This window comes from Streptomyces sp. NPDC006261, assembly GCF_040613515.1.
Taxonomy (GTDB): domain Bacteria; phylum Actinomycetota; class Actinomycetes; order Streptomycetales; family Streptomycetaceae; genus Streptomyces.
Window position 1 is genome coordinate 1 of record NZ_JBEXSI010000081.1, and the last position, 21,782, is coordinate 21,782.

Sequence of the window (21,782 nt, forward strand, 5' to 3'; positions counted from 1 at the left end):
GCTCGGCCGTGGCGTCCTTGCGGCCCTTGTCCTTGGAGCCCTGGGAGGTCTTCGGGGTGCCGGGGCTTCCGGGTGGCGACGACCATCAGGTGCCGGAGTGCCGGTCCGGTCCCATGGAGGTGGGCGCCGCCTCCTCGACCGCGCGCGTCGGCGGTGTGAAGGGGCCCCACGTGAACGCGGGGAGCCACGCTGCCGGCGAGGTGCTCCAGGACAGCTCACCGATCTGACGGACCGTGCGCCGTCCCGTCAGAGCGCGGAAGACCTCCAGACTGCCGCCGCCCAGCGTGGCGGCCGGTTCACCCTCCCCGGCCGCCCACTCCCGGTCGGGCGTCCGGACGCGCAGCGCCGGCAGACCGTGTCCGTGCAGCGACAGGGTGAAGCCCGTCACGGCGAGATCCAGCGCGTCGGCGAGGGCGGGGGAACCGTCGGGCGGGGGCAGACCGAGTGCCGTACGGAGGTCGAGCTCGTGCGAGAGCGCGTCCAGCGGAAGGATGCGGCGACGCAGCCACTCCGCGCGCGGCAGAACTCCCGGCAGCCGCTCCTCCAGTGCGGCCCAGGTGGTGACGAGTTCGTGGACAGGAATACCTGGAGGCGGGGGTGGGGGTTCACTGATCTCGCCCGGATCCTCGTCGACGGCCATCCGGCAGACCAGGACGAGGTGGCCGACGAGATCACGCACGCTCCAGCCGGGACAGGCCGGCACAGGGAGCTCCGCGACCGACAGGCCCGAGGTGACGAGCCGGGTGATGTTCTCCCGACAGGCACGGTAGGCCAGGTGGTGAGCCGGGTCCGGTACCGGACCGCGGGTCGTGTCGCTCATACGGCAACCTCCTGCATCGCAGGAGGGGGGGCGTCAGTCACCCTGGACGATCCCGGCCCGGTAACCGCTCGTCACGATCCGCCGGGTGGCGTGCTCGTAGTACTCGTCATCCTTGGGCAGCTCGGTCGCGAGGCCGCTGACGTAGCGGTTGTACATGCAGAACGCCGCGGCGATCAGAACGGTGTCGTGCAGGTCCGTGTCGTCGGCGCCCTCGACGCGGGCCGCCTCGATCGCTCGGTCGGAGACCGGACGCGCGGAGCTCTGGACCTCCGCGGCCACGCCCAGCAGCGCACGGAGCCGCCCGCTGATCGGCGCGGTGCCGGGATCGGCCAGCACGTCCCCAACCAGTTCTCGGCCACCCGCCAGTTGCGAGGCCGCGAAAGCCCCGTGCGAGGAGGCGCAGAACTCGGTGCCGTTGAGCCGCGAGACGTACGCCGCGATCAGCTCGCGTTCGCCCGGTTCGAGCGAGGACGGTGCCCTCAGCAGAGCGTTCGCCAGGTCACCCAGCGGTCCGCCGGTGTCGGGCCGGTGGACCATCAAACCGATGATTCCGGGGAGATCGTTGTTCAGCGCGATGTGGGGCACGGCTCGTCCTCCAGGAGAAGGGGGAGACAGGTGTGCGGTGAGAATCGCGTGGCCGCGGAACGGCAGGGCCTTCGCGTTGCGAGGAAGCTAGTGAACCCTCCGGTCGGTGGCAACCGTGCGTCGAGGAGGGGAAGCTCCCGGTGTCCTGGCCGAGCCTCCGACCGGCCATGAGCGCAGAACGACCGGCCCTTCCGCGATCATGTCCTGAGCAGCGGCATCTGCTCTGCGCGCACCGGGGAGGTCGGCGCCGCGCACGCCGGGAGCGTGCACCGGGCCGTGGGCCGGCCCGCGGGCGTCCGCGAACAGGTCCCCGAAGGAGAGCACTTCGGAAGAAGCCGTCCCGTGTGCGGTGCTGGTGTAATGGGCCACCGTTCCCCGACCGTGGAGGTTCAGGCATGGCCATCAGCACGGGAGCGTCACCCCACGCCCTGCGGGGCGGACTCGACTCGCTCAACGGCCGACATCATCAACTCGGCCTGCGATTATTCCTGTTCATCGTCGTAGCGCACTGGGCAGAGCACCTGGTCCAGGCCTACCAGATCTACGTCATGGGCTGGCCGATCCCGGAGGCGCGCGGTGTCCTCGGAATTCCGTTCCCGTGGCTCGTCACGTCGGAATGGATGCACTACGGCTACGCGCTGGTGATGATGGTCGGCCTGTTCCTTCTGCGTTCGGGTTTCACCGGCCGCTCGGGGACCTGGTGGAAGGTGTCGCTCGGGATCCAGGTGTGGCACCACTTGGAGCACCTGCTGCTCCTGGTCCAGGCGCTCGCGGGCGCGCATCTGCTGGGCAAGGCCGCTCCGACAAGCCTGATCCAGCTGATCATGCCCCGGGTGGAACTGCACCTCTTCTACAACGCCCTCGTGACGGTCCCCATGGTGGTGGCGATGTACCTGCACACCCGCGCGAACCGGCCGGACAACGCCGCCGCACGGTGCTCTTGCGCGCCGCAGGACTGAGCGTATGACCGCCAGCGGCAGAGGCCCCTCCGGGTTCGTCTCCCTCCTGCTTCTGCTGGCTGGAATCCTGCTCTTCTGGATGACGGTGCCGAATCTCGGCACCGCCGCCCGCGCCGCAACCGCGGACGGGCCGCGGGGCACCTTCACCGCCGCCCGTCTCGTGTGCGTGGGTCACTCCGGGCACACCTCATGTGAATGGTCGGGAACGTTTCGCTCCGACGACGGCACCGTGGAACTCGCGGGCGTCAAGCTCTACGGGAGCGGCCGGGACACGTTCGAGGCCGGGCAGAGGGCGCGGGCCGTGGACGTGGGCAACGTGGGACGGGTCTACGCCCCGACCGGTTCGCGGTCGTGGATCATCACGGTCGTCCTGGTGGTGGTCGCCTATGTACTACTCGTGGCCGTGGCTCGTCGGCATCTGATGCCTCCGGCCTCTTCTGAAGAGAAGGCCCGCTCGATCACGACGCATTGTAGGTAGCAGGTCAGCAAGCGGGACACGTCCAGGACGCGTGCTGACCGTTTGCTGACCTGAGGGGGGCGTGCACGAGGAGTACCAGCGGAAGGGCCACGGCACGCAGGAGGCCCACGCCCCGGATCGCGCGTGACGGCGCATGCGGCCCGAGGGCGCGGTGGGCGAGGGTGAGTGCCGCCAGGAGGAAGAGCAGCGACGGCCAGACCACCACCCCGCCCGGGGGGCCGCCGGGCGGGACGTCGGACGGTCCGAGGACGTCCTCCGTCAGCACGGCGATGCCGCCCGTCGCACCCACGCCCTCATACGGGAAGACCACGGCGATCCGCGAGCATGCGGCAGCGAAAACCGCCGAGACCGCGACACACGTCAGCAAGGCGGCCAGGACGAGGCCCCAGCGAGGCCCGTATCCATCCGGCAGCGCGGTCCGCGACCGGGTCGGCCACCACGCCCGGTTGCCCGGGCGCGGCGGAGTCGGGGACGACGACGAAGGCGACGAGTACGCACAGTTCGCGCAGAGCGACGGAGTCCTGCGGGCCGAGCCGGCCGGTGATCACGGCGTCGACCCGCGCTGGCGTGGGGTGCGGACCGGGAGGGCCAGGACCGGCTCAACGCGCCGCACCGGCGGTGGAGCCCGTACGACACCATCACCCGCACCGACGCCGCCGTTCTCTCCCGCACCGCCTGGTACCTGGACTGCGGCTCCTGCGACCAGTTCCCTGGGACCGATGCTGACCGGTCACCGACCTGGCTGACGAGGTATCAGGTCCCCTTGGTCGGGCGCGGCTCCACCATCATGCGCCGGCGCGCGCCCCTACCGCGGAGGACGAGCCGCTGGCTGCCGCCACCCAGCGACAACCTCGCGGCGCGTCCGGCGCCGCAGCGCGTGGAGTCACCGACGCGACGAGCGCCACGGTGCGAGCAGCCTGCGCCCCCTCTTCCCTGCCGACAACACAGATCGTAATGACATCCATTTTCATGTATCGTCTGCTTCGCTCACCGATCGCTCTCCGGAGGTCACCATGGCCGTACCCAAACGCAAGATGTCGCGCAGCAACACCAGGCACCGCCGCGCGCAATGGAAGGCCACACCGGCCCAGTTGGTGACGGTCACCGTGGACGGCGTTCCCTACCTCGTCCCCCAGCGACTCGCCAAGGCGTACGAGCGCGGCCTGCTCCGCCCCGAAGGCTGACGCCGGCATGCCCCCTCACGCGCCCTCGCCGCGCCTCCCCGTCACCGTCCTGTCGGGGTTCCTCGGTGCCGGAAAGACCACCCTGCTCAACCACGTCCTCGGAAACCGCGAGGGCATGCGTGTCGCCGTCATCGTCAACGACATGAGCGAGGTGAACATCGACGCCGCCCTCGTACGCGGCGGAGAGTCCGCCCTGTCCCGCACCGAGGAACGCCTGGTCGAAATGACCAACGGGTGCATCTGCTGCACCCTGCGCGACGATCTGCTGGAGGAGGTCGACCGGCTGGCGCGCGAGGGGCGTTTCGACTACCTCCTCATCGAGTCCTCCGGCATCTCCGAGCCCATGCCGGTGGCGGCCACCTTCGCCTTCGCCCGCGACGACGGCGCCACCCTCGGCGACCTGGCCCGTCTGGACACCATGGTCACGGTCGTGGACGCCGCCAACTTCCTGCCCGAGCTGGCCGGCGGGGATGAACTGGCCCAACGCGGCCTGGACCAGTACGAGAACGACGAACGTACCGTCAGCGACCTGCTGATGGACCAGATCGAGTTCGCCGACGTCATCGTCCTCAACAAGCTCGACCTCGTCGACACGGCCTCCGCCGACCTGCTCCGAGCCACCCTCTCGCGACTCAACCCTGCCGCCCGCGTCGTGTCCGCGGAGCGGGGCCGCGTACCGGTCGGCGAAGTCCTGGGTACCGCGAGGTTCGATCTGGAGCGGGCGCAACAGGCTCCGGGCTGGGTGAGGGAACTCAACGGCGACCATGTTCCCGAGACGGAGGAGTACGGCATCTCCTCGACCGTCTTCCGCTCCCCGACGCCCTTCCACCCCGGGCGGCTGTGGTCGTTCGTGACGAAGGCACTGGACAGCGGCGCCTACGGACAGATCCTCAGGTCCAAGGGTTTCTTCACCCTCGCCAGTCGCTCCCACGTGACGGGGCTGTGGTCCCAGGCGGGTTCAGTGGTCCGCTTCGAGCCCTACTCCGCTCGCGACACCGACAGCCTCCACGTCCAGGAACTCGTCTTCATCGGAACCCAGCTCAAGGCGGCGCGGCTGCGAGCAGCCCTGACCGACTGCCTCATGCGGGAAGACGAGGCCCGGCCCGCGGCCGACCCCTTCCCGGTCTGGGACACCTACGGCTTCGACGAGAGCTGCGCGCACGAGCACGACCCTCTCACCACCGTGACGGGGCAATGAAACTCCGGGCCGGGCGGTGGTCGCAGCCACGGCACCGTCCGGCCCGGTGCACGCCTGCCTCAGAAGGGCCGCTCATGGATGACAGAAGGAAGCCGCGCCTGGGCGCGGTACAGGAAACTTTCCTCATCCCGCTGTACGCGCGCGCCGTGGAGAACCGCAAGGAACAGGCACTGCTGAGGGACGGGCGGGCCGAAGAGATCGTCGCGTCGATCGACTACGACTTCGAACGCTTCGACGACCTGCCGAGCCTCACCGGCTCGCTGTTGCGCACCCTCCTCTTCGGCCGGTGGGTGGCCGACTTCCTCGGGCGCTACGCGGACGTCACCGCAGGAACCGCCGCAACGACCCCGCCCGAACGGGTGCCGTGCAAGTACGGCCCGGTCTCCGCGGCTATCGAGAATTCCCGCGAGAGAGGTAACCACTCACCCCCGCGCAACCTTCTCTGCGAGAAATGCGGAAGCACACGGAATGCACCCCTAGAAATAGGGATGCATTCCGTGTTCCCGGATGGTGCAGGCGAAGCAGTCAGTGGTCGTCCCAGTGGCCCTCGTGAGCCGTGTGCCGGTGACCGTCGTGCACGTAGTCCATGTGGTCACCGTGTGGAACCGCCACGTGCCCGCACCCCTCGCCGTGTGCGTGGGCGTGTTCGGCGTGCTCCCGATGCTGGTCGGCCTCGCACTCGTCCGCGTGACCGTCGTGCTGGCGGTGCAGATGACCGTCGTGCACGTAGTCGACGTGATCGCCGTGAGGGACTGCCACGTGACCGCAGCCCGCAGCGTGCACATGGTCATGCCCGGGATGCGGCCGATGTTGTACGGATGTCGCCATTTCGCTCATCTCCATCAATTCGGGTCACCGCCCACATTCATGACGGCAGCTTCCGGACCCTTCCTGTTTTCCGCCCTCGCGGCCGAGGCTGCCACAGAGAACACGCGTCGGCAAGCAGGCTAATGACGCAGCGTGTTAGCGATAACGATTTTCGGTGCCATATTCGGGAATGCATTTCACCGGTTTCGGTGTGCGCACTGCCGGCTCCGAAAGCTATTGAATGGCCAACCTCAGGTGTGGGGCGACGCTGCGGAGCTTTTCGCGAGTCTCCTCGATCTCGCGCACGGAAAGCGAGGCGAAGGCGTCCCATGGTCCGGAGTGGGGCCGTAGTCGGCCTGTCACATGAGCGGCGAGGTGCCGCACCGAACCGCGCGGCCGGACCGCCATGAACTCCTCGACGCGACGGAACCGGGCCGCACACCACGGCCGCCTCGCCCCAGCCCCGGCGTACGGACACGGCGTGCTCGTGCATCTCCTCGGGGTCGGTGAGCAGTTCCGCGCGCAGGCCTTATCCAGGAGCCCGGCACGGATGTCCTGAGCCGTTCCGGGACGCCGCGCCGCCATAGGCGGCCCGGCCGACATGACACACGGCCGACTGGCCCCCGGTCACTGGGAGGCGGGCATCCTGCGCGACGCACCGCCAACACGGTGACCGGCACCATGGCGCCCGACGCGGCAGCGGATGGCTGCACTGAGCGCCCTGTACGACCGAGCCGGCTTCACCTCGCACAGGAACCGCACGAGACCCTCGAAGCCGAGGGCGTCACCGTCGGCCTGACCGCTGTCCACCGGACCTTGCCCGCCCTGGACCGCTCCGGCGTCTGCGACCGCCGCCGCGTCGACCTGACCGCGCACACTCCAGCGGAACAGCACGCCTGAGCGGCGTTTCACGCCCGGCCGCTGACAAGCGAGGGGATGTGACAGAGCATGAGACGGTACCCCCCACCGTGATCACCCCACTCAGCCGGCCCCGCGACGCCACCGAAGCCGTGCGGCGGGACCTCACCGCATGCTGGACGGAGGTCGTCAACGCCGGAGGGGCCGTCGTCCCGATGGGCTGCCCGCTTCCGCCGGTGACCCAGGCCTCGCTCCGCCCGGCGGTCGAGAGGATCACTCGTGAACTGTCCCCCGACCACAGCAGACTCCTCGTGGCGACGGTGAACGGCGCACTCGCGGGCTGGCTGCTGCTGCGCCGCGAGGCGCATCCCCTCGCGGCGCACTGCGGCGTGGTGAACCACGTCCAGACGCACGTGCACTTCCGTGGCAGGGGCGTCGGCGGCGCGATGATGCGGCACGCCCAGGGCGTCGCGCGCGACGAGATGGGGCTGGAGCGGCTGCAGCTCGCCGTGCGGTCCGGTCTGGGGCTGGAGGAGTTCTACCGTAAGGCGGGCTGGACGGAGGTCGGCAGGTGGCCGGGCGCGCTGCGGGTGGCCCCCGGCGACGACCGCGACGAGATCCTGATGAGTCTGCCCCTGTGAGAGCCGCGGCAACTTCCGCCCTCCGCAACGGCCTCGATCGAACTGCTTCCGCCGCTGACCTCAGGTTCCGACGGGAGCGGAAAGCCCGCCCGTGTCGCCCATGACCGCCACCAGTACGGTGCTGTCGCCGAACTGCCAGACCGGCGCGACATGGGCGAAGCCCGCCCGGCGCAGCAGTGCGGCGTGTCGGCCCACCGTGACCTGCTCGTCGCCGCCGCTGCCGGCGTGGAGAGCGTGGCGCCGTCGGCGTTCGTCGAGCAGGTCGGTCAGTTCGGGGTCCCGGGCCGCAGCGTCCCACCAGGACCGCCAGTCCTCGCGTGCGTGGCCGCCCGTGCGCTCGGACCTGCGACGGCCCACATGGGCGGTGAGCTCCGAGCAGGCCGCCGCGTCCGGTGGGCAGTGGTCCCCGTTGACCAGGACGCCGCCGGGGCGCAGCAGGGACGCCAGGGAACGGTAGGTGCGCAGCAGCACCGGCTCGGGCAGGTAGTGCAGCGCGGTCGTCGAGACGGCGGCGTCCAGGGGGCGGTCCAGCTGGAGGGCGTCGGTCCAGCCGTCCGCGCCGATGACGGTGTCGACGTAGCGGGCGGCGTCGGCATGGTGGGTGCGTCCCAGTTCCAGCAGTACGGGGTCCATGTCGGCGGCCACGATCTCGGCGTGCGGGAACCGGTCGGCGAGCCTGGCGGCCAGGGAGCCGGGGCCGCACCCGAGGTCCAGCAGCAGAGGGCCGCCTCGGCCGACGACGGCGTGCTCGACAACATCGGCGATCACGGTGAACCGCTCCTCGCGATCCACCGCGTACCGCTCCTGCTGGCGTTCCCAGCGCTCGACCCAGGTCCTGGCCGTCGCCATGCTCACACCCATAACGTGCGTCACCTCGTCTGTCTCTCGTCCGCGCGGGGCACCGACGGACCTACAGATGGTAACGATTATCAATTGCTGTTCAAGCCAGCGACGCGAGGACGGCCAGCAGCCGGTCGATCTCCTCCACCGTGTTGTACACGTGCAGGCTCACGCGCACCGAAGCGTCCCGGCCGTCGGAGCCGGCCTGGCACAGGTTGTCGGCTCGCACCATGAAGCCGTGGCTGAAGAGAATGAACCCGAGATCGCCGGAGGGGATGTCGCGGTGCCGAAAGGTGACGATGCCGCGTCGGCGCTGCTCGGCGGGAAGGGCGGAGTCGGCGGACAGGCTCGCCTGACAGCCCACGATCTCGTACGGCCCCAGGCGCCCGAGCCGGTCCGTCAACCGGGTGGTGAGCATGGTCGTCCAGTGCTCGACGCGCTCCGGTCCGATCATGTCGAGCCAGTCGAGAGCCGCCCTCAGCGAGACGATGCCCGCCGTGTTGGGCGTCCCCTGCCAGCCTTCCGGCCGGAACACCGGCCCCCGCGCATTGCGCGCCCAGACCACCCCTGAGCCTGGCAGGGCCATCGCCTTGTGCCCCGAGAAGACCACGAAGTCCACGTCGAGGAGGGACGGGTCGTCGAGGTGGACGGGCAGGTGGCCGACGCTCTGCGCCGCGTCCAGGCAGATGACCACGTCCGGGCCGACCGCTTCGCGGATGCGGTGCACGTTCATGTCGCCGCCGTAGACGTGGTGGACGTGGGTGGCGGCCACGAAGCGGGTGCGCGGGCCCACGGCCCGGCCCAGGGCCAGATGGTCGTAGTCTCCGGAGCCCGCTTGGTACGGCAGCGCCTGCACCCGGACGTCGACGCCGCGCTCGGCCAGCAGCCTCCTCGCCTCGAGCCAGGGGTCCAGATTGGCCCGGTGGTCGGCGTACGGCACGAGGATCTCGTCCCCGTCGGTGAGGTACGGCACGAGCCAGTCACGGGCGACGGTACGCAGACCCTCGGTGGTGCCGCTGGTGAAGTGGACACCGGAGCGGCCCGGTTCGGGGTCGTGGAGGAACTCCTTGACGCGTTCGCGGGTCGACTCGACCAGTTCCGTCGTCCGGTTGGCCCAGGGGTAGGCGCCGCGGCCGGCGTTGGCGTTCGACGTCGTGAGGTAGGTCTGAACGGCCTCCAGCACGGCACGTGGCTTCTGGGACGTGGCAGCGCTGTCGAGGTAGGCCAGCTCCGGGTGCGCGGTGACGATGGGGAACTGTTCCCTCGCTTCCTGCTGCCAGAGCGGGTTCGCAGGCTCTGGGGAAGGAAGCGGGCCGGCCGGGCTCATTCGCGCACCAGCGGTGCGCCGGCGTCCCGCCAGGCGACGATCCCGCCGGCCAGACTGCGGACGTCCGGGTGGCCCATGCGGGACAGTGCGGCAGCGTAGCGCAGTGATTTCTCGCCGATGGGACAGGCGAGCAGGACGGGAGTGCGCTTGCTGAAGGGGAGCCCGCCACGGAGCAGGTCCCCGAACATCTCGTCGACGATGTTGAGCGAGCCCTCGATGTGCAGGGCGGCGTAGGCGTGCGGGCTGCGCAGGTCGACGACGAGGGGGCGAGGGTCGCCCTCGGCAGACCAGCGCCGGGCGTCGTCCACCCCGATGACGCGGGCCTCCGCACGGGCCTCGGCGTCGGTGACGGCCACCGCGGACCGCCCACGGACCGCTCGGCCCAGCAGTTCCGGGCGCCGCTGACGCACGTAGCTGAGATAGCTCTCGGCCCGGTCGCACACGATGAACACCGCCGTACGGCGCTGCCCCGTCCCCTCCAGCTCGTCATCGGCGTACCGCAGTTGCCGAACCGCCCCTTGGTAGGCGGCGCCGCCGGTCGGTCCGCTGAGCAGTCCGCAGCGGCGGATCAGGGTGATCATTCCGTCGATGGCCTCGTCCGAGGTGACCGACTCGATGGTGTCGTACGTCGCCGGGTCGAACAGGCCGACCTGATGGAGCTCGTCGATGGTTCGGATGCCCGGTATGAAGTCCGATTTGTCGGCGACCAGGCCGAGCACCCGCACGCGCGGGTCGTGCTCGCGCAGGACCCTGGCGACACCGGTCGACGAACCGGCCGTCCCCACGCAGGCGATGAACCAGTCCGGTGCCCGGCCGTCCAGGTCCTTCACGATCTCAGGACCGGTGCCCTCCGCGTGGGCCTCGACGTTGCGGGGGTTGAAGTACTGATCGGTGTGCAGATACGTGCTCCCCGGATCGGAGAGCGCCCGGTGGAAGTGCGTCAGCGGGTCGTCCGTGTCGGTCGGATCGAGGCACTCGCTGCGCCCGGGAAGTTCCTCGATCTCGGCGCCGATGAGCAGCAGGAGTTCCTTGATCTCGGGTACGCGCATGCGGTTGGTGACGCTCTTGAACCTCACGCCGTGCATACCGGCCAGCAGCGCCAGCGCCTTGGCGGTGTTGCCGCTGGAAAGCTCCACGACCGTCCCGTCACCGTCCGTGGCGGTCTTCAGGTGGGGCCGGGCCATGTGCCACGCGGGCCGGTCCTTGACAGACCCGAACGGGTTGAGCATCTCCAGTTTGGCGTAGAGGTCGATGTTGCGCAGCCCGTGCACGGCGGGATCGATGCGCACCAGAGGCGTGTTGCCTATGGCCTCGGTGATGCTGTCATACCTCATCCGGCTGCTCCCCCAGGGGTGTGATCGGCCAGTAGTCCTCGTCCGGGCACCAGTTCCACGATGCGCCCCGCCGGTCCACCGCGACCGTCCGCGCGGCGGGCTGCTGCTGCGCGTGGTGGGCGTGGAAGTCCATGGCGTAGCCCGCGGTGTTGGCGAAAGCCAGCAGATCCCCCGCCCGCGGCAGCCGGGGCAGGAAGACCAGGCGGCGAGTGATGAGGTCACCTTCCAGGCAGAGGTTGCCCGCGAGGTAGACACCGACCGGACCCCCGCCACCGGCTGCGGCCTCACCACGCGGCAGCAGGACGGGGTCCACCAGGACTCCGTGCTCCTCCAGGCTCATGTCGCCCGCGTTCATGGCGAGGTGCACCAGGTGGTGCCCGGAGTCCGTGTCAACGGGGCGCACGTCCAGCACACGGGCGAGCGACAACCCGCACTGGTCCACGAGAGAGCGACCCGGTTCGATGTACAGGTCGTGGAGGTGCTCCAGCAGGAGAGTGGCGGGTGGGCGGCCCAGCACCGGCGCGGGCAGGGAGAGCAGCTCGTCGAGGTAGCCGGGGCCTGCCGCGGGACGGTGTGCGGGGTACAGCGCGGCGGCACCGCGGACCGTGCCGCCCTCGTTGCGCAGTCCGTATCCGTGACCGCGCCAGGTCAACGGCGGGCGCGAACCGAGGACCGCCTCGCTCAGCGCGGTGGTCCACCGCTCCCAATCCTCCGCCTCGGCGACGTAGCCGACGCCGAATCCGCCCCCGATGTCGAGAGCGCGCGGCGCGAGTCCGCGTGCCCGGCATGCGTCCATGAACAGCACGCACTGCTCCAGCGCCCGCCCCTTCTCCTCGACGCCGGTGGTGTCGAGGTGGTAGGCGGCGCCCACGAACTCCACTGTGTCCGCGTTGCGTTCGAGCGCCGACAGCAGCGCCTCAGTATCCCGTACCGGAGTGCCGAAACGGCTGCGCCGGGAGAGCAGTCGGGTGCCCGCTCCCCCGCGGCCGGAGACGTGGTCGAACCCCGACAGACGTACCAGCACGGCGACCCGGCCGAGCCCGTGCGCGCGCACCAGGCCGGAGAGCCGTTCCAGTTCGCCGGGCGAGTCCAGGTTGACCGTCGCACCCACCCGGGCTGCAAGCCAGAGGAACGCGGAGTCCTTGGGACCGGTGGCCATGATGCGGTCGCCGGTGAACCCGCAACCCAGTGCGTGCCTCAGCTCCGCCACGGAGGCGACGTCGACGCCGACGGCGGCCGGGTCCTCCGCCGCCAGCCGCCGCAGCAGGGCGCTGGAACGGTTCGCCTTGTGTGCGAAGTACACCCGCCCGGTGAGGTGGTGACGGCCGTAGACGGCACGGAAGCCGGCGACGTTCTCGGCCACGGCCTCGGGGAGCAGCACGTTGAGCGGCGAACCCAGCGCGTCGACGAGCGAGTGCAGGAAGTGCCGGTCCGTCAGCAGTTCGGCGAGCGGCGGCTCCACCCTGGGCCTCAGGTATAAGGGCGCGTCCACGTAAGACCTCTCCCGGTGTCGGCCGACCGCCGAAGCGGCGATCGCTCGGGAGTAGTCGTTTCCAGGTACAACCGCTCCTAAGCCTCACTGGTCCGGTTCCCGGAGTTGCGGTCTTGTGCTCAGGGAGAGAGTGCTGAGGCTGCGGTCGAGCGCGCTGCCGCGGCTGTACGTCGGTTTCGGCGGGGCAGGCGTGTGCCCTCGCCACCACGTCTGGGCGCCGTGGCGGCAAGGGCACAAGCGCGGTCAGTGGCCGGCGACGACGCCCGACAGCTCGTTGGTGCTCTTCGGCAGGGTGACGGAGGTGATCTTCTTCCCCGTTTCCACGTCGATGGCGTGCAGCGCCTTCTTGCCGGGCTCGGAGACGTACGCCACGTGCCCGCGCACGAACAAGGTGGGCCGGGCCTGCTGCCAGTCCAGCGGTTCCTGCCAGTCGCCCACGGCGGGGATCTTCTTCTCGACCTTGCCGGTGTTCGGGTCGATGACGTGGATGGCGCCGTCGGTTCCGAGGACCAGGGCCTCGCCGTGCGGGCCACGGGCCAGTGAGCGGAAGGAGTAGCTGGTGCCCAGGTCGACCAGGCGCAGCTTCTTCTTCTCGGTGTCGATGAGGGAGACGCGCGTGGGGCGTTCCAGCTCGGCGTCGGGGTCGCTCTTGTAGTCGCCCAGCAGAACGGGCGAGGAGTCGCTGCCGGCCTGGTTGCCGATGCGGCCGTAGTCGTCGGGCGAATCGATCTTGGTGAACTTGCCGTCCTTGTAGATCAGGATGCCGTCCTCACAGCCGACGCCGACGGCTTCGTTCTTCGCGGCGGCCTCACCGTGGACACCGGGGCAGTCCTCACTGCGCGCGATCTCCTTGTTGTTCCGGTCCAGCACCAGCGCGCCGGTGCGCTTCTCCTCGGTGCCCAGGGTGCTCACGAGTTTGCCGTCGGCCAGTTCGATGGCGACACCGTGGTGCGGCTCGGCGGAGGTGTAGGTGCGCCCTGCCGGCTTCTTGCCCCCGCTCAGTGCGGTGGGGTCGAAGACGTTGACCTCTCCGGTGCCGTCGGTGAAGAGCACGGTCTTCGCGGCGTGACGGACTACGTGGCCGGGCTTGGCACCCTTGTACTCGATGTCGGTGAGGGCCTGACCGGTGGCGTCCAGGACACGGAATCCGCTGTCGGTGGAGACCATGACGTGGTCCTTGTCACCTGCGGGATTGACCCGGTTGAAGCCGGGCAGGTCAATGGTCTTGGCGAGCTTCAGGCTCTCGCCGTCGAGGACGTAGAGGCCGCCGTCGAAGGTGGCGACCAGCGGCTCCTTGACCGCCACCGCGGGCTTGCCGCTCGCGGTCGCGTCGGACCTGGTGTCGGTGGAGGAGGAGCTCTCTCCTCCACAGGCGGTCAGAACCGTGGAAATGGCCAGGGCCAGTGCCGTGCTCGTGAGGGCTCTGCCGCGTATCGACTTGTTCATCGGTCTGTTCCTTTCTGCACCGCGCGGTGGCGGCATGGGGGTACGACGAGCCGGCGCCCGATGGGCGGGTCTGCCGGGAGGATCGGGAAGTCGGGATCTGGTGGTCAGGTGCCGGTCAGGCCGGTGACCATGGCGGTGGTGTTGGAGCGCATCATCCGCAGGTAGGTGTCGGCGCCCGCACCCTTGGCGGTCAGGGACTCCGAGTGGAGTTCGACGACGCGAACCCCGCCGCCCATCTCCGTTCGCAGTACCTCGGCGAGCCGTTTGGGCTGGGAGGAGTCGGCGAAGACGGTGCGTACGCCTGCTCCCTCCATCGCCCTGGTGAGGGAGCGAAGGTCGGAGGAGCTGGGTGAGGCCAGCGTGGTGCCGCTGGGGATGACCGCGCCGATCACTTCGAAGCCGAAGCGGTCGGCGAGGTAGCCGAAGACGTGGTGGTTGGTCACCAGGGCCCGGTGGTCCGCGGGGACTCGGCCGAAGGACCTCTCCATCCAGGTGGTGAGGTCGGTGAGTTGCTTGGCGTAGCGGTCGGCGTTGGCCCGTACCGTGTCGGGGTCCACGCTGTTGACGTGCTCGATGACCTGGTCGGCTATCAGTCCGGTGACCTTGTGCATCCGGTCGGGGTCTGTCCAGAAGTGCGGGTCGGGCTGCCCTTCCTCGCGCTCGGGGCCGCCGTCGTCGGCGGTGTGGAAGGTGAGCGGGTCGGCTGCCTCGCCGGCCGCGAAGGTGGCGACGCCGGACTCACGGGCGGCGTCCACGTGCCGCAGGACGTTCTCCTCCAGTCCCAGGCCGTTGTAGACGACCAGATCGGCCTGTTCCAGCTCGGCGGCCTGCACCGCCGAAAGACCGAAGGAGTGCGGGTCGGCGTTGGGCTTCATCAGGACGGTGACGTCGGCCTCGTCTCCGACTATCTCGCGGGTGACGTCGCCGAGGATGTTGGTCGTGACGACGATGCTGGGCCGGTCGTCGCCGGTGGTGCAGGCGGTGGCGGTCACGGCTGTCAGGAGGGCGAGCAGACCCGCCATCAGGTGTCGCGGTCGAGCGGTGCCCACCCCCGCGCGACGCTTCGCCTCGAATCGGCTCATCGTCCGGCCTCCACCATGAGGACCGGCTTCACGTCCAGGTCGAAGGAGCGCGCGATGCGCAGGCCGTCGTTGTAGTCGATCTCGAACACCTTCTTGCCCTCGGGGTCGTTGACGTAGGCACGGCTGCGGTCGACCTCGATGACGGGGGCATCACCGTCGGAGTCGACCCGTTTCCCCGCTGTCAGCAGCGGCTTGGTCCGTGCGGTCTGCTTGCCGGTCGCGATGTCGTAGCCGTGTACCGAGCCGTCGGTCTCCAGAACGAGCACCGGGGAGCCCTCGCCTGCCGTGTTGACCGCGACGACCGGTCCGGTCTCCACCCGCTTCCAGGTCCGCTCGGCGACGTCCAGGATCCAGACGGCGTCGTCTCCGGCCGGGGCGGTGAGGGTGTCGCTGCCGGGTCGATGGCGGAAGGCGGTGGCGCGTTCCCGCGCCGGGACGTGCTTTCCGTACGGGATCTCCTCGGCGGTGAAGGCGCCGTCCTGCGCACGCACGAGCAGGGCGCCGTCGGCACAGCCGAGGATCACGCCACGCCGGGTGACGGCGTCTCCCTGGGGTGCCTCGCACGTCACCTCCGGGGACGCTGTGCGTTCGCCCTTGCGGTCGAGGACGACGAGTTTTGTGGTGCCCCCCTCGTCCGCGAGGGCGAGCAGGTGCTCCCCGTACGGCACGACGGCGCCGGTGTAAGTGCCGCGTAGCGTGCGAGAAGCTACGATCTGCCCCTTCTCCAGCTTGCTGCGGTCGTAGAGAACGGCGCGGCCGTTCTCATCGGTCACCGCGGTCACGGCGGCATCACTGCGTATCTGCGCTCGGCTGCCGGCAGGCAGCTCACCCACGTCCCGCGTCGGCGCACTGTAGTAGTGGACGTGGTCGCCGTGGTCCACCATCCAGGCGCCACTGTCGAGCACATGAGTGCCGTCGGGCGCGTGGAGGTAGCCGAACCTGCCGTCCATGCCCAGCCGAACGGCGTCCTTCACCGGGGCAGTCCTGTGCACCTCGCCGGTGATGAGGTCGAGAACCCTGGTGTTCCCGCTGCCGGGGTCGTTCAGGAGGAGCCGGGACTGCTGCTCGGCGGCCTCCTGGGCTCCCTCGACGTACCCGTGCGGAGTGGCGGACGGGGAACTCGTGTCGGATCGTGCGGCATTGGGCTTCTCCGCCGCGCAGCTCGCGGTGAGCAGCGCGGTGAGCACCAGTGCGGCCGATGCCCACGGAGTGACGTTTCTGCGGACGGTCATGATGATCGCCTTGGCTTCTTTCAGTTGACTTCGGGCAGGGGTGCCGTGCCGTGGACCTGGCGCGTACGGCGGTCGCGCACGCCGGACAGCACGTGGGAGAGAAAGAACAGGCCCACCGCGAGGGCTGCGACAGTCGCGCCGGCGGCGGTGCTCAGATGCCAGGACAGCAGCAGGCCGCCGAACGTGGCCAGGGTGCCGAGCAGGGCGGCGAGGGCCATGACCCCGCGCACGGAGCGAGCCCAGGGCAGAGCGGCCGCCGGCGGTGCGATGAGCAGTCCGAGGACGAGCAGCGTTCCCACGATGTGGAACGAGGCGACGATCGCCAGGCCGAGCAGACCGAGGAGCACAGCGTGGGCCAGGCGCGGCCGCAGCCCCAGGGTGTACGCCTTGCGCGAGTCGAAGGCCAGGGCCAGGAAGGCGCGATGGCCCAGGACCGACACCGCCAGCGCCGCGAGCAGCGCAGCCGCGAGCACGAGGAGATCCTGCTGCCTGACGGCGAGGACGTCCCCGAAGAGGAATCCGGTCAGGTCGACCGCGAAGGACTGTGAGCGCGACACGATGATCACGCCGAGCGAGAGCATGCCGACGAACAGCAGCCCGATGCCGGTGTCCTGCGACAACCTCGGCGTGCGGCCCAGCGCGGTGACGCCCGCCGTCATGACGACAGCGCTGACCACCGCGCCCGCCATCAGATTGCCCCCGAGCAGCGCGGCGACCGCGACGCCCGGCAGCAACCCGTGCGACATGGCGTCACCGAGGAAGGCCATCCCCCTCAGCACCACCCAGGTGCCCGCCAGCGCACAGATGGCGGATACCAGCATCCCGCCCCACAGGGCCCGCTGCACGAAGGTCACCTCGAACGGGACCGTCAACCATTCCATGCCTCGGACACTACAATGAAAATCATGTTCAATACACCGCACCCCTCCCCCGCCCCGACCCTCGACCGGACCGCCTCCCTCCGCTTCTCGGACCTGTGCGCCGGCTATCCAGGGCGCCCAGTGCTCCATCAAGTCAGCGGAGAGATAACCGAGTTGACCACGACGGCATTGGTCGGCCCGAACGGCAGCGGCAAGTCGACCCTGCTCGGCGTACTCGCCGGTGTGATCAAGCCGACATCCGGCGACCTCCTCCGCACCGGTGACCGGCCGCCCGCCTTCGTGCCGCAGCGCGGAGCGGTCGGCGACACCCTTCCGCTCACCGTGCGGCAGACCGTGGAGATGGGGCGCTGGGGCGAGCGCGGTCCCTGGCGCCGGCTGACCGCACGGGACCACGCGACCGTGGACGCGGTGCTCGACCGGCTCGGCATCGGCGACCTCGCCTCACGCCAACTGGGCGAGCTGTCGGGCGGGCAGCGTCAACGTGCACTCATTGCCCAGGGCCTGGCGCAGGAGTCGGACCTGCTGCTCCTCGATGAGCCGACCACCGGCCTGGATCCGGAGGCGAGGGAGCGGATCGGGGCGCTGCTGACAGCGCTGGTCGCCGACGGGGTGACGATCGTCCAGGCCACACATGATCTTGAGGTGGCGCGCACGGCGGACGCCTGCCTCCTGCTCCAGGACGGCCGCCTCGCCGGGCAGGGACGTCCGGACCAGGTTCTCACGACGTCGTCGCTGACCCGGATCTGGCAAGCCCTCTGAGGGGCGCGGGCCAATTGGCCTGTCCGAGCCATCTGGCTGCGCGTCTCCGTCACAGGACCGGACAGACCAGCCTTCGTACGCGCAGGTGGTCGACGACCGGGCGGCCGTCGGCCGGCACATCCGGCACCGTTCGGCGGTAGCACCCGTGCACCCTCGCCGCCGACGTCCGCCACACCGGGTACGGCACCGCCGCATCCCGGGTGCGGGCCGCGACCACCGCCTTGTCACCGTCGCCCGTCACGTGCTCGACGACCAGTACCGACAGGCCGGAAACCACCTTCGCGACAAGGGAGTTGACAGCCATCACGCAAGCATGACCACAGACGGCTACCCGGCGTCACCCCGACTACGGGTCAGAGCCGCTCGTTTGACGGACCCGGTCTCAGCGGAAGGCGGCACCGTTGTCCGACGCCCATCGCCGGAACGATCTGGCCGCGGACCCGGTGATCCGGGGAACGGTGTCACGCACCTTCACCAATGCGTCATTGACGTCCCCGCCCATCAAGTCGAGTACGGCGTCCGCGGTCTCGCCTCCCATGAAGGAAGCCATCTGGCGGTGGGCTTCCTCCCGGCTGATCTCCACGAGGGCCACCTTGCCCCAACGCTGCAGCGATGGCCGCGACCTGCCGACGGACCGTGACGCGCTCCGGCCCGGTCAGTGCGTACGTCCGCCCCTGATGGCCCGGCTCGGTCAGCGCCGCACAGGCCACCGCCGCGATGTCCGCAGGGTGGATGGCCGGGAGACCGATGTCCGCATACGGCGCTCGGACCACCCCCTGATCGCGAATCGACTGCGCCCACCACAAGGCGTTCGAGGCGAACTGCGTGGGCCGCAGTATGGTCCAGGCCATGCCGCTGTCCTTGAGCAACCGCTCAACAGCCAGGTTCTCGCCGGCCGCGGGCAGATGCGGATGAGTCTGCACCGTGATCGACGACACGAGCACCACGTGCTCCACGCCTGCCTGCCGGGCAGCCGCCAGGGCCTCCGCTTCCGCACCCATACCCGACAACAGGAACAGAGAGCGCGCTCCCTCCAACGCGGCCTTCAGGGAATCCACCCGCGCGAGATCGCCCTCAACGGCTTCGATCCCGTCTGCGAACGAGGCCCGTCCCGCATCACGAGTCAGACCTCTCACGGGTGCGGCACCGGCCACCTGCAACTCCCCCAGCAGAGCACTTCCCGTGTTCCCGGTCGCGCCGGTCACGAGGATCATCGTCATCTCTTCCTGTCATCAGCCCGGCGATCACGTCCACGACACGGTAAAACCTCGACTTCACTTGGGGTCAAGGGATCAGTCCCACTGCCTCAGGTCGACCGAGACAGGACAGCAGCCATCCAGTTCACCGACGCCGAGAGCCGCACCCCACGCCACGGCGATGGGGCCCTCGTGCACGGGCGGCGGCCCAGGGGGGCTAGTTTGCTCGGATGAGCCTTCTCAATGATGTGGCCGAGCGCGATGGCTGGCGATGCTGGGTGTGCGACGAAGCGGTCGACCCCGACAAGTCGGTGAACGACCTTCAGGGGCCCAGTGTCGACAGCCGGACCGCCGACCGGAAAGCCAAGGTCGCCGAGCGGCTGGCGCACCGCGGATGCAACTCCCGGAAGGGGGCGGTCAAGGTGGTCATCGCCTGGCCGGACCGCCCGTACGTGATCGAACCCGCGCCGCTGATCACTGTTGCCTCCCGGCTGGAGCGCAAGGGGGGCCGTGAGATGGTGGGCCGCTGTCCGACCAGGCAGGACGCCCAGGAGGCGGCGGATTGGCTGGTGGACCGGTTCTCCCGACTGGCGCCGGGGCTACCGGTGACCGCCGGTGTCGAGGCGGGCGGTGGCCAGTTCCTCGTCACCCTTACCGCCGGTCGCCGCTGACCGGGGGCCACCGGATCGGGCGAGCTTGGGGCTGTTCCGCCGGTTTGCACCACCTGAATCATCTGACCGACATTCATGCCGCCTACCGGGTCCGGCACGCCGCATCGCCATAGTGATCATCTGGAACGACCTCGCCCGCGGCGACCGTGATGCCGCCGCGGTGCTCATCGCACTGCATGCGGTTTCCAGGTCATCTTCCTCGGCATCCTCGACCGGTTCCCCCTCGACCTGCCGCCCGGCCGACTGCCTCCGGTCCTGGTCGTGCTGGAGGACGCGTCGCTGGCCTGGCGCAAGAAGTTCGCCACCGTCCAGCAGGGACCCGGCCACATGGCTGCCGGTCAGTCGATGTCAGGGCTGCGGCGTTCGACGAGAACCGTGTCGCGCCACACTCCGTGGTGACGGCCAATGCGCTCACGCGTGCCGATGACCCGGAATCCGGCCCGCGCGTGCACGGCGAGGCTGGCGGAATTCTCGGGGAAGATGCCGGACTGGATGGTCCAGATCCCGGCCGCCTCGGTGGATGCGACCAGCGCCCGCAGTAGCGCGGAGGCGATGCCGCGCCCCCGCGCATCGGGGTGTACGTACACGGAGTGCTCGACGACACCGGCGTACGCGCACCGGTCGGAGACCTTCGTGGCGGCCACCCACCCGAGCACCCGGCCGCCCTCGTCGAGCGCGGCGAAACGGTGCTCCGGCAGCTTGGCCGCGTCGAACTGCTCCCAGGTCGGCGCGACCGTCTCGAAGGTGGCGTTGCCCTCGTCGACTCCGGCCTGATAGATCGCGATGACCTGGTCGGCATGGCCGGCCGACAGAGGTACGACGGCGGTGGTGTGTGCGGCCGATCGGGTCATGGGGGGAGTCTGCCAGACGGAGGCTTGAGCGGCGGCAGGCTCCGTGAAGACGCTGATCGTCAAGGAGCGTTGTGTCGCGGCCGCGGTTCAAGCGGATCGCGGTCACTCCCAAGGCGGAGGTCGGGCTGCCGGGCGGTGCCGTGAGGCGCGTCAGACCGAGACCGCTGAGGCCAGCAAACCCATGGCCGCGAGGACCGTGGGCTCGATGCGGTAGGAGACCCAGGTGCCGCGCCGTTCCGAGGAGAGAAGGCCGGCCCCTCAGTTCCGCAGAGGCAGGACCGCGGCCACGGAGCGCCCTTCGCGTGGGTCACGGCCCGAGGCCCACCAACGCGCCGCCATCAACGACGTTACAGAACCGCGCCCGCCCCCCCAGTCATTAATTCGATGCATGTCTATATTGACACTCGCCTCATCAGGTGCCAGGCTGACGGAAAGGCATCGACAGATGTCGAATCAGGGCGAGAGAGCCGTGCACGCAACCGCCGCCGACCAGCTTCCTGATGCGCTCATCGCGTGATCGAACATCGGCCTCCCGCCCCCACCCACCTACCACCAGTTGGAGAAACACGATGTCCCGTGTACAGCTCGCCCTGCGCGTTCCCGACCTGGCGGCCTCCGTCGCCTTCTACACGAAACTCTTCGGCGCCGAGCCCGCCAAGCTCCGTGACGGGTACGCCAACTTCGCCATCGCGGAACCTCCGCTCAAGCTCGTCCTCATCGAGGGCGCCGAGGACGAGGACACCCGCATGGACCACCTCGGAGTGGAGGTGGACACGACGGAGGCGGTCCACGCCGCCGCCACCCGCCTGGGCGAGGGAGGCCTGTCGACCACGGAGGAGACCGACACCACCTGCTGCTACGCCCTCCAGGACAAGGTGTGGGTCCACGGCCCCGGCCACGAACCGTGGGAGGTGTACGTCGTCAAGGCCGACGCCGGCGCCCTGACCAAGCAACACGGCAGCACGTGTTGCGCCGACACGGCCGCCGCCCAGGACGACAGGAGCGAAGCCGTCGCCCCCGGCTGCTGCTGATCTCCCGACGGCCGACCTTCACCCCAGCGGGGCCGCGACCGGAACATGAGATTAACCGGCGAGTAACGAGCGCGCCACCCCTGGGTCTTTGTGTGCTGGACCACATCACC

At 69.7% G+C, this 21,782-nt stretch carries 22 protein-coding genes and 4 pseudogenes; 9 read left to right on the top strand and 17 right to left on the bottom strand.

The genetic code is table 11. The features are described 5' to 3' along the window. Nucleotides 1-85: 85 nt before the first annotated feature. Both ABZ154_RS31940 and ABZ154_RS31945 read right to left on the bottom strand, forming a co-directional pair. A complete protein-coding gene (locus ABZ154_RS31940; RefSeq protein WP_356837858.1) occupies nucleotides 86-820 on the bottom strand; it encodes a maleylpyruvate isomerase family mycothiol-dependent enzyme in 735 nt (244 codons plus the stop codon). Nucleotides 821-853: 33 nt separating this feature from the next. Next, nucleotides 854-1,405, bottom strand: coding sequence for a carboxymuconolactone decarboxylase family protein (locus tag ABZ154_RS31945; RefSeq protein WP_356837859.1), 552 nt, complete (start codon nucleotides 1,403-1,405; stop codon nucleotides 854-856). A 395-nt stretch (nucleotides 1,406-1,800) separates the two neighbouring features. Between ABZ154_RS31945 and ABZ154_RS31950 the strand changes: the two genes are divergently transcribed. Beyond that, entirely contained in the window at nucleotides 1,801-2,364 is a 564-nt protein-coding gene (locus tag ABZ154_RS31950; protein ID WP_356837860.1) for a hypothetical protein, read from the top strand. Between the two features lie 4 nt (nucleotides 2,365-2,368). After that, nucleotides 2,369-2,842 (top strand): hypothetical protein, encoded by a 474-nt coding sequence (locus ABZ154_RS31955; RefSeq protein WP_356837861.1) that lies wholly within the window; start codon nucleotides 2,369-2,371, stop codon nucleotides 2,840-2,842. Nucleotides 2,843-2,846: 4 nt separating this feature from the next. Here the strand turns inward: ABZ154_RS31955 and ABZ154_RS31960 are convergent, their stop codons facing one another. Then, complete coding sequence (locus ABZ154_RS31960; protein WP_356837862.1) at nucleotides 2,847-3,152, bottom strand: hypothetical protein; 306 nt, start codon at nucleotides 3,150-3,152, stop codon at nucleotides 2,847-2,849. Between the two features lie 703 nt (nucleotides 3,153-3,855). On the opposite strand from ABZ154_RS31960, the gene rpmF reads away from it, so the two are divergent. Together rpmF and ABZ154_RS31970 are read left to right on the top strand one after the other, a co-directional pair. Next, complete coding sequence (rpmF, locus tag ABZ154_RS31965) at nucleotides 3,856-4,026, top strand: 50S ribosomal protein L32 (RefSeq protein ID WP_356837863.1); 171 nt, start codon at nucleotides 3,856-3,858, stop codon at nucleotides 4,024-4,026. Between the two features lie 7 nt (nucleotides 4,027-4,033). After that, a complete protein-coding gene (locus tag ABZ154_RS31970; protein ID WP_356837864.1) occupies nucleotides 4,034-5,224 on the top strand; it encodes a GTP-binding protein in 1,191 nt (396 codons plus the stop codon). 525 nt (nucleotides 5,225-5,749) lie between these two features. Here ABZ154_RS31970 and ABZ154_RS31975 read toward each other — a convergent pair. Beyond that, complete coding sequence (locus ABZ154_RS31975; protein ID WP_356837865.1) at nucleotides 5,750-6,052, bottom strand: hypothetical protein; 303 nt, start codon at nucleotides 6,050-6,052, stop codon at nucleotides 5,750-5,752. A 213-nt stretch (nucleotides 6,053-6,265) separates the two neighbouring features. Further along, nucleotides 6,266-6,554 (bottom strand): annotated as a pseudogene (locus ABZ154_RS31980) (chorismate-binding protein); the annotation flags it as partial. 445 nt (nucleotides 6,555-6,999) lie between these two features. Between ABZ154_RS31980 and ABZ154_RS31985 the strand changes: the two are divergent. Next, nucleotides 7,000-7,530, top strand: a complete 531-nt coding sequence (locus ABZ154_RS31985; protein WP_356837866.1) for a GNAT family N-acetyltransferase — start codon at nucleotides 7,000-7,002, stop codon at nucleotides 7,528-7,530. Nucleotides 7,531-7,590: 60 nt separating this feature from the next. Here ABZ154_RS31985 and ABZ154_RS31990 read toward each other — a convergent pair whose 3' ends face one another. The 8 genes from ABZ154_RS31990 to aztB all read right to left on the bottom strand — a co-directional run bounded on the left by ABZ154_RS31990 (nucleotide 7,591) and on the right by aztB (nucleotide 17,164). Next, complete coding sequence (locus ABZ154_RS31990) at nucleotides 7,591-8,391, bottom strand: class I SAM-dependent methyltransferase (protein ID WP_356837867.1); 801 nt, start codon at nucleotides 8,389-8,391, stop codon at nucleotides 7,591-7,593. 79 nt (nucleotides 8,392-8,470) lie between these two features. After that, the gene (locus ABZ154_RS31995; RefSeq protein WP_356837868.1) at nucleotides 8,471-9,697 is read right to left on the bottom strand and encodes an aminotransferase class V-fold PLP-dependent enzyme; all 1,227 of its coding nucleotides are present in this window, start codon (nucleotides 9,695-9,697) and stop codon (nucleotides 8,471-8,473) included. Then, the gene (locus tag ABZ154_RS32000; RefSeq protein ID WP_356837869.1) at nucleotides 9,694-11,031 is read right to left on the bottom strand and encodes a pyridoxal-phosphate dependent enzyme; all 1,338 of its coding nucleotides are present in this window, start codon (nucleotides 11,029-11,031) and stop codon (nucleotides 9,694-9,696) included. The genes ABZ154_RS31995 and ABZ154_RS32000 overlap by 4 nt, the downstream gene beginning before the upstream one ends. Further along, nucleotides 11,021-12,523 carry a Y4yA family PLP-dependent enzyme gene (locus ABZ154_RS32005; protein WP_356837870.1) on the bottom strand — a complete coding sequence of 501 codons (1,503 nt, stop codon included), beginning with the start codon at nucleotides 12,521-12,523 and terminating at the stop codon, nucleotides 11,021-11,023. The genes ABZ154_RS32000 and ABZ154_RS32005 overlap by 11 nt, the downstream gene beginning before the upstream one ends. A gap of 243 nt (nucleotides 12,524-12,766) precedes the next feature. Then, a complete protein-coding gene (aztD, locus tag ABZ154_RS32010) occupies nucleotides 12,767-13,969 on the bottom strand; it encodes a zinc metallochaperone AztD (RefSeq protein WP_356837871.1) in 1,203 nt (400 codons plus the stop codon). A 104-nt stretch (nucleotides 13,970-14,073) separates the two neighbouring features. After that, on the bottom strand, nucleotides 14,074-15,051 hold the full coding sequence (aztC, locus tag ABZ154_RS32015) for a zinc ABC transporter substrate-binding protein AztC (protein WP_356837872.1): 978 nt from the start codon (nucleotides 15,049-15,051) through the stop codon (nucleotides 14,074-14,076). After that, nucleotides 15,048-16,283, bottom strand: coding sequence for a hypothetical protein (locus ABZ154_RS32020; protein ID WP_356837873.1), 1,236 nt, complete (start codon nucleotides 16,281-16,283; stop codon nucleotides 15,048-15,050). Before ABZ154_RS32020 ends, aztC begins: the two co-directional genes overlap by 4 nt. Nucleotides 16,284-16,303: 20 nt before the next feature. Beyond that, a complete protein-coding gene (gene aztB, locus ABZ154_RS32025; RefSeq protein WP_356837874.1) occupies nucleotides 16,304-17,164 on the bottom strand; it encodes a zinc ABC transporter permease AztB in 861 nt (286 codons plus the stop codon). Nucleotides 17,165-17,179: 15 nt separating this feature from the next. Here aztB and aztA point away from each other — a divergent pair, with 15 nt between their 5' ends. After that, complete coding sequence (aztA, locus tag ABZ154_RS32030) at nucleotides 17,180-17,923, top strand: zinc ABC transporter ATP-binding protein AztA (protein ID WP_356837875.1); 744 nt, start codon at nucleotides 17,180-17,182, stop codon at nucleotides 17,921-17,923. A 49-nt stretch (nucleotides 17,924-17,972) separates the two neighbouring features. Here aztA and ABZ154_RS32035 read toward each other — a convergent pair whose 3' ends face one another. Both ABZ154_RS32035 and ABZ154_RS32040 read right to left on the bottom strand, forming a co-directional pair. Continuing rightward, entirely contained in the window at nucleotides 17,973-18,227 is a 255-nt protein-coding gene (locus ABZ154_RS32035) for a hypothetical protein (RefSeq protein ID WP_356837876.1), read from the bottom strand. A gap of 78 nt (nucleotides 18,228-18,305) precedes the next feature. Further along, nucleotides 18,306-19,137, bottom strand: a pseudogene (locus ABZ154_RS32040) (NAD(P)H-binding protein). Between the two features lie 212 nt (nucleotides 19,138-19,349). On the opposite strand from ABZ154_RS32040, the gene ABZ154_RS32045 reads away from it, so the two are divergent. Together ABZ154_RS32045 and ABZ154_RS32050 are read left to right on the top strand one after the other, a co-directional pair. Further along, entirely contained in the window at nucleotides 19,350-19,790 is a 441-nt protein-coding gene (locus tag ABZ154_RS32045) for a hypothetical protein (protein WP_356837877.1), read from the top strand. An 82-nt stretch (nucleotides 19,791-19,872) separates the two neighbouring features. After that, a pseudogene (locus tag ABZ154_RS32050) lies at nucleotides 19,873-20,021 on the top strand (arsenical-resistance protein); the annotation flags it as partial. 107 nt (nucleotides 20,022-20,128) lie between these two features. Here ABZ154_RS32050 and ABZ154_RS32055 read toward each other — a convergent pair. Next, a complete protein-coding gene (locus ABZ154_RS32055; RefSeq protein WP_356837878.1) occupies nucleotides 20,129-20,641 on the bottom strand; it encodes an N-acetyltransferase family protein in 513 nt (170 codons plus the stop codon). A 150-nt stretch (nucleotides 20,642-20,791) separates the two neighbouring features. Then, nucleotides 20,792-20,896: pseudogene (locus tag ABZ154_RS32060) on the bottom strand (transcriptional regulator); the annotation flags it as partial. Nucleotides 20,897-21,210: 314 nt separating this feature from the next. Between ABZ154_RS32060 and ABZ154_RS32065 the strand changes: the two are divergent. Beyond that, entirely contained in the window at nucleotides 21,211-21,672 is a 462-nt protein-coding gene (locus ABZ154_RS32065; RefSeq protein ID WP_356837879.1) for an ArsI/CadI family heavy metal resistance metalloenzyme, read from the top strand. The last annotated feature ends 110 nt before the right edge of the window (nucleotides 21,673-21,782 follow it).